Annotated in this window: 3 protein-coding genes; 1 reads left to right on the top strand and 2 read right to left on the bottom strand. The window is 76.1% G+C overall.

Annotated features, from left to right (window positions below):
• Both ACFQH9_RS07975 and ACFQH9_RS07970 read right to left on the bottom strand, forming a co-directional pair.
• Positions 1-2728 (bottom strand): translation initiation factor IF-2 N-terminal domain-containing protein (locus tag ACFQH9_RS07975; RefSeq protein ID WP_379565266.1); only part of this gene is annotated, 2728 nt, incomplete at its 3' end.
• Positions 2729-2889: 161 nt separating this feature from the next.
• A complete protein-coding gene (locus tag ACFQH9_RS07970; RefSeq protein WP_379565265.1) occupies positions 2890-3711 on the bottom strand; it encodes a TIGR03936 family radical SAM-associated protein in 822 nt (273 codons plus the stop codon).
• Positions 3712-3942: 231 nt separating this feature from the next.
• Here ACFQH9_RS07970 and ACFQH9_RS07965 point away from each other — a divergent pair, with 231 nt between their 5' ends.
• Entirely contained in the window at positions 3943-6624 is a 2682-nt protein-coding gene (locus tag ACFQH9_RS07965; protein WP_379565264.1) for a lysylphosphatidylglycerol synthase domain-containing protein, read from the top strand.

Here is a 6624-nt window from a genome sequence, read left to right as displayed (position 1 = left end):
CGGCGGCGGCCGCCGCGGCGGTGCGGACGTTCGGCAGCGGCGACTCGGTGCGGTCGCGGTCCTCGCCGCGCCGCCGGCCGCGCTTGCGCCCACCGCTCTCGCCGGCACCGGCCCCGCCGCCGTCCACCGGGTGCACGTGGTCGCCGTCCGTCGAGACGATCACGCCCCGGCCGCGGCAGTGCTCGCACGGCGTGGAGAAGTGCTCCAGCAGCCCGCCGCCGACCCGCTTGCGGGTCATCTGGACCAGGCCCAGCGAGGTCACCTCGGCCACCTGGTGGCGCGTGCGGTCCCGGGCCAGGCACTCGGTGAGCCGGCGCAGCACCAGGTCCCGGTTCGCCTCGAGCACCATGTCGATGAAGTCGATCACGATGATGCCGCCGATGTCGCGGAGCCGGAGCTGGCGGACGATCTCCTCCGCCGCCTCCAGGTTGTTCCGCGTGACGGTCTCCTCGAGGTTGCCCCCGGAGCCGGTGAACTTGCCGGTGTTGACGTCGATGACCGTCATGGCCTCGGTGCGGTCGATCACCAGCGTGCCGCCCGACGGCAGCCACACCTTGCGGTCCAGCGCCTTGAGCAGCTGCTCGTCGATCCGGTACTCGGCGAACACGTCCTTCGGGCCGACGTGGCGGTGCATCCGGTCCGCGAGCTCGGGCGCCACGTGCGAGACGTAGTTCGACACCGTCTCCCACGCCTCGTCCCCGGACACGATCAGCGCCGAGAAGTCCTCGTTGAACTGGTCCCGGACGACCTTGACCAGCAGGTCCGGCTCCTCGTAGAGCAGCGCGGGGGCCTTGGGCGCCTTCGGACCGGTCTTCTCGGCCTTCTCCTTGACGACCTCCCACTGCGCCTGCAGCCGGCGGACGTCGCGCTCCAGGGCCTCGTGGCTCACGCCCTCGGAGGCCGTCCGGATGATCACGCCCGCGTCGGCCGGGACGATCTCCTTGAGCATGTCCTTGAGGCGCTTGCGCTCGACGTCGGGCAGCTTGCGGGAGATCCCCGCCGCCCCGCCGCTCGGCACGTAGACCAGGAACCGGCCGGCCAGACTGATCTGGGTGGTCAGGCGGGCGCCCTTGTGCCCGACCGGGTCCTTGGTGACCTGCACGAGCACGCTGTCGCCGCTGCTCAGGGCCTGCTCGATCCGGCGGGCCTTGCCGTTGAGGCCGGCGGCGTCCCAGTCGACCTCGCCGGCGTAGAGCACGGCGTTGCGGCCGCGGCCGATGTCGACGAACGCGGCCTCCATGCTGGGCAGCACGTTCTGCACGCGGCCGAGGTAGATGTTGCCGACCATCGAGGCCGGGGCGGACTGCGCCGCGGACCCGTTGCCGGCCCCCGCGACGAAGTGCTCCACGAGCACGCCGTCCTCGAGCACGCCGATCTCGGTGCGCGGCCCGCTCTGCCGGACCACCATCGACCGCTCGACGGACTCCCGGCGGGCCAGGAACTCGGCCTCGCTCAGGATCGGCGGGCGCCGGCGGCCGGCGTCGCGGCCGTCCCGGCGGCGCTGGCGCTTGGCCTCGAGCCGGGTGGAGCCGCGGACCGACTGCACCCCGTCGTCGCCGGAGTCCCGGTCCTTGTCCCGGTCCTTGTCCTTGTCCCGGTCCCGGTCCTTGTCCCGGCCCTGACGGACCCTCGTGACGGTGTTCGGCGGGTCGTCCTCGGCGCGCTCGTCCGACGCGTCGCCCGATCCGCGGCGACGACGGCGCCGACGGCGCCGACGCGTGCCGCCGGCCTCGCCCTCGTCGGACTCGTCCGTGTCCTCGTCGCCCTCGTCGGTGTCCTCGGCCTCGGCGTCCCCGTCGGTGCTCTCGGCGCCGTCGGCGGCGTCGGTGGTGTCGGTGGTGTCGGCGTCCTCGCCGTTGTCCCCCCGGCCACGGCCCCGGCCGCGCCGGCCCCGGCGGCGACGGCGACGGCCCGCGGCCTCGTCGTCCTCGTCGGAGTCCTCGCCGTCCCCGATGTCGGCGGTGTCGGCGGTGTCCCCGGTGTCGGCGGGGTCGGTCTCCTCGGCGGTCTCTGCGTCGACCGGCTCGGCGGCCTCGTCGGTCCCGGCGGTGGTCCCGACGGTGGTCCCGGGGGTGGTCCCGGCGGCCTCCTCGGCGGCGTCCGGCTCCGCCCTGCCCGAGCGGCGGCGGCTGCGCCGGGGCTTGGGGGCCTCCTCGGTGCGGCCCGGGGTCGCGGTGGACTCGGCCCCCGCCGGCTCGGCGGCGGGTTCGGCGGTCCTGCGGCGACGGCCGCGGGCGGGCTCGGCGGGTTCGGGCTCGGGGGCCTGGAAGAGCGGGGCGGGCGGCGCGAAGACCGGGGAGAGCGGGCCGTCCGTCTGCGCGGCCGGGGTGTCCGCGGCGGGCTGCCCGGCGGCGGGGGGTCCGTCGGCGGCCGGGGTGGTCCCCTGCTCGGCGGCGGCCTCCGCGGCCTCCACCGTCTCGGGTGCCGCGGTCTCCTCGGTCGTGTCCGACTCGGGCGCGGTGGCCCGGCTGTCGGTGGTCGTCCCGCTCCCCGCGCCGGTCGCGGCCTGCTCACCCAACAGGGTGGTGACGACCTGCTCGGCGGTCTTCCGGTCGACGCCGGCCTGTGCGCTGCGCGCGGCGTTGCCGAGCTCGGCGAGCGCCGCGAGGACCTCCTTGCTGGTCCGCCCGATCAGCCGGGCCAGGGCGTGCACACGCAGCTTCTCCGGCAGTTCCGACACGGAGAACTGCCCGCCGGTACCCCCGGCGGGCGCATCGTTGCTCGACATTCAACTCCTTCGCCCCCGGGCGCCTCGAGGGCGGCCGCGCAGGGGCCTCACGCGTTCTCCCGTCCCGCGGTGCGGGCCGGGCAATCCTGGTCGCTCGGCGGTACTCGACGCCGTGTCCGGCCGGCCCACCCCGGGCCGGCGGCGGCACCGCTCCGCGGCGGTCAGGCCCGGGCGGTGACCCGGCCCGGTCCGAGCGGATCGGCGAGGCGGCCCCGGTCGTCGAGCAGGCCCTGCGCCATCCGGGTCGCCTTCGGGGGCACCGGCGGCTTCAGGCCTGCGACAACGTCGAGTGCGCCCAACACGTCGTCGGGTCGAACAGCGGGTGTCGTCTGCCGTACGACCGCGGTCAGTATCGCACAGTCCGGACCGGGGGCGGCCGGTTCCGGGGTGACTCCGCCCGGTGCGTCACCCACCGGCGGCCCGGCGAGGTCCGCATCGTCGCAGGCCGTGACGGTCGCGGACACGACCGCGGCCCGGACGTCGATCTCCCGCCGGCCCGCGGGCATGACCCGCTCGACCACGAGGGTGTCCCGCGCCAGGAGCGCGTCGAGGGCCGCCCGCAGCGCCGGCTCCGAGATCCCCGGGAGCACGATCCGCCACAGGCTCGCGTCGATCCGGTCGGCGAGCGCCGGGGGCTCGGCGACCACGGCGTCGAGGATGTCCAGGCCCTCGGGCAGCACGGCGTCGAGCGCGGCACGCACGACCTCCGGTTCGACCTCGCGGGTCAGGCCGATCTCGAGGTACTCGGCCTCGCTGGCCGTACCGGTCGGCGCCGCCCCGATCCAGGAGATCCGGGGGTGCGGGCTGAAGCCGTGCGAGTGGGCCACGGGGACGCCGGAGCGGCGCACCGCCCGCTCCACGCTGCGGGCCACGTCGCGGTGCGACAGGAACCGCAGCCGTCCGCGCTTCGCGAAGCGCACCCGGATGCGCTGCACGGTCGGCGGGGCGGGGTTCGCGGCCTCCCCGGGCCGCACTCGAGCCATGCGCCCAGCGTAGGCCGTGGTCGCCGCCGATCATGGGCCCGGGGCCGACCGGGCGCTCCCGGAGACACCCGCAGAGCAGGCGATCCGGGAACCGGTTGCGGAGAGCCCCCGTTCCGCGGTTGGGGTCCGCCCCGTCCGGGGACACACTCGTCGCGGTACGCCATGGGTGCCGGCGGCACGGTCGCCGGGCCGCCGCAGGACCGGGCCGGACGCGGGAGCGGGGTCGGGAGCGTGGACGAGGACGGAACGGCCGGACGGGCCGAGGAGCGGGTCGAGGAGCGGGTCGAGGACCGGGCAGCGGACCGGACCGGGGACCGGGCAGCGGACCGGACCGGGGAGCAGGACCGGGACCGGGACCGGGCAGCGGACCGGACCGGGGAGCGGGTCGGGGACCGGCCCGGCTCCCGCGCGGGGGGCCGCGCCGGGGAACGGGGAGACGTGAACGGCAGCGGGGACCCGGCGGGCAACGGCGCCGGCCCGCGGGCCGGGACGTCCCCGGAGGACGCGGCGACCGACTCCCCGAACGGCGCGCCGGAACTCCGCGCCCGCTCCCACGCGCTGCGGCGGTTCTCCGTCGGACGGCGGCCCGGCGACATCCTGCGCGTGGTGATCGCCGCCGCGGTGGTCGTCCTCTGCACGCTCCTGGCCGGCCTGCCCACGGTCAACCCGGTGGAGTCGGCGATCTTCGCGCAGATCGAGGCGTTGCCCGCCGGCTGGGCACCGGCCGCCGCGGGGCTGCTGTGGGTCGGGACCTGGGCCGGTGTGGCCGGGGCCGCGGCGCTCGCCCTGTACCTCAAGCACGTCCGGGCCGCGCTGCAGCTGGTCGCCGCCGGTGTGGTGGCGTGGCTGGCGGTGGTGTTGCTCGACCGGTTCGTCGCCAACCGGCCCGTGCCGCCCGAGCTGGCGGACCAGGCCGGGTCGCCGGGCGCCCCCGCGCTGCGGCTCCCGGGGTCGGACGGGTTCGCCTTCCCCGCGGCCCACACCGCCGTCGCGGCGGCGCTGGTCACCGCCGTCGCCCCCTACCTCCCGCGCAAGGCCGCCTCCGCGGCCTGGGTGGTGGCGGTCGCCGTCGCGCTCGCCGAGGTGTACCAGGGCGCGCTGCCGCTCGCGGTGTTCGCCGGAGCGGTCGTCGGCTGGGGCGCCGGCTCGGCCTCCCACCTCGTCGGCGGGGCCCCCGGCCGCCGGACCTCGGTCGAGGCCGTGCGCCGGACGCTCGAGGACGCCGGGCTGTGTCCCGAGACGATCACCGAGACCCGACCCCACCTGCTGGCCCCGCTCCGGTTCAGGATCACGACGCGGGACGGCCGTGTGCTGCGGGCGCGCGCGGTGCAGCGGCTGCACCGCCGGGCCGGGCCCTGGTACCGGCTCCGGCGGCTCCTCGCGCCGGTCGACCTCCAGGACGTCCCCCGGCTGTCCAGCACGCACCAGGAGGTCGAGCACGAGGCCTACGTCTCGCTGCTGGCCGAGGAGGCGGGCGTGCGGACCCCGCACGTGGAGCTGGCGTGCGTGATCGAGCACGGCTCACCGCTGCTGGTGCACCGCCAGGTCGAGGGGCGCCCGCTCGCCGAGCTGCGACCCGCCGAGATCGACGACCGGCTCCTGGACGCCGTCTGCACGCAGGTCGCGCTCCTGGGCCGGGCCCACATCGCCCACCACGACCTGCAGGCCGAGAACATCCTGGTCGACGCGGAGGGCGACCCCTGGCTGCTGAACTTCACCTTCGGCCAGGTCGGGGCCGCTCCGACCCTCCTGGCCCAGGACCTCGCCGACGTGCTCATCACGCTCGTCTCGCTGGTCGGCGTCGACCGGACCGTGGAGGCCGCCCACCGGACCCTGTCCGCGGACCGGCTGGAGGCAGCCCTGGCCTACCTGCAGCCGCTGGCCCTGCACCGCGGGGTGCGGGAGCAGATCCTCGACGGCCACTACCTGTTCAGCGAGCTCCGCGAGGCCCTGGCCGACCGGATCGGGCGACCCCTGCCCAGCTATCCGTCGCCGGTGCGGCCGCGCGCGCTGGTCTCGATGCTGTTCCTCGGCGGGGCGATCTACCTGCTGCTGCCCCAGCTCGCCGACATCCCGGAGACGGTGGCCCTGCTCCGGGGCGCCAACTGGTGGTGGCTGGCGCTGGCCGTGTTCACCGGCATGGTCGCGATCGTCATGTCGGCCGTGTCGCTCCTGGGTTCCTGCGACACCCACCTCCCCTTCCGACGCACCGTCGAGGTGCAGGTCGCGGCCGCCTTCACCGGCCGCACCACCCCGGGCGGCGTCGGGTTCTTCGCCATCAACATCGCCTTCATGGAGAAGCTGGGGATGCGCCGCTCGCTGGCCGTGGGCGTCACCATGCTGAACCTGGCGGCCACCGGGGCCGTGTCCGCGGTGATCTGCATCGTCGGGGTGTTCGCGGTGGGCATCACCGGGACCCTCGGCGGGATCCGGATCCCGACGGGCTGGCCGCTGTTGGGCGCCGTGGCCGGGATCCTCGTCGTCGCCGGGCTCCTCCTCGGCTCACCCCTGGGCCGACGGCGGATCGTGCGGCCCGGCCTGCAGGTCGTCCGCGAGCTGTGGACGGCGATCCGGCGGCCGCTGCGCGCCGTGCAGCTGTTCGGCGGCGCCACTGCCTACCACCTGGTCTCCGCGCTCGGCCTGGCCACCTGCCTGGCCGCGTTCGACCCGCACTTCCCGTGGCTGGAGGTGCTCGTGGTGTTCGTGGTCGGCCAGACCCTCGGGCACATCGCCCCGACGCCGGGCGGCCTCGGTGCCGTGGAGGCGCTGCTCGTGGCCGGGATGATCGCCGTCGGCGTGGCCCCCGCCCCCGCCGTCGCGGCCACCCTCGTCTCGCGGCTGCTGACCTACTGGCTGCCGGTGCTCCCCGGGATCGGGATGTTCCGGTACCTGCAGCACCGCGGCGTCGTCTGA

The organism is Pseudonocardia lutea, from assembly GCF_042658055.1.
GTDB lineage: Bacteria > Actinomycetota > Actinomycetes > Mycobacteriales > Pseudonocardiaceae > Pseudonocardia > Pseudonocardia lutea.
The sequence above is the reverse complement of the archived record's forward strand: the minus strand, read 5'-3'. Positions and strand labels throughout refer to the sequence as shown.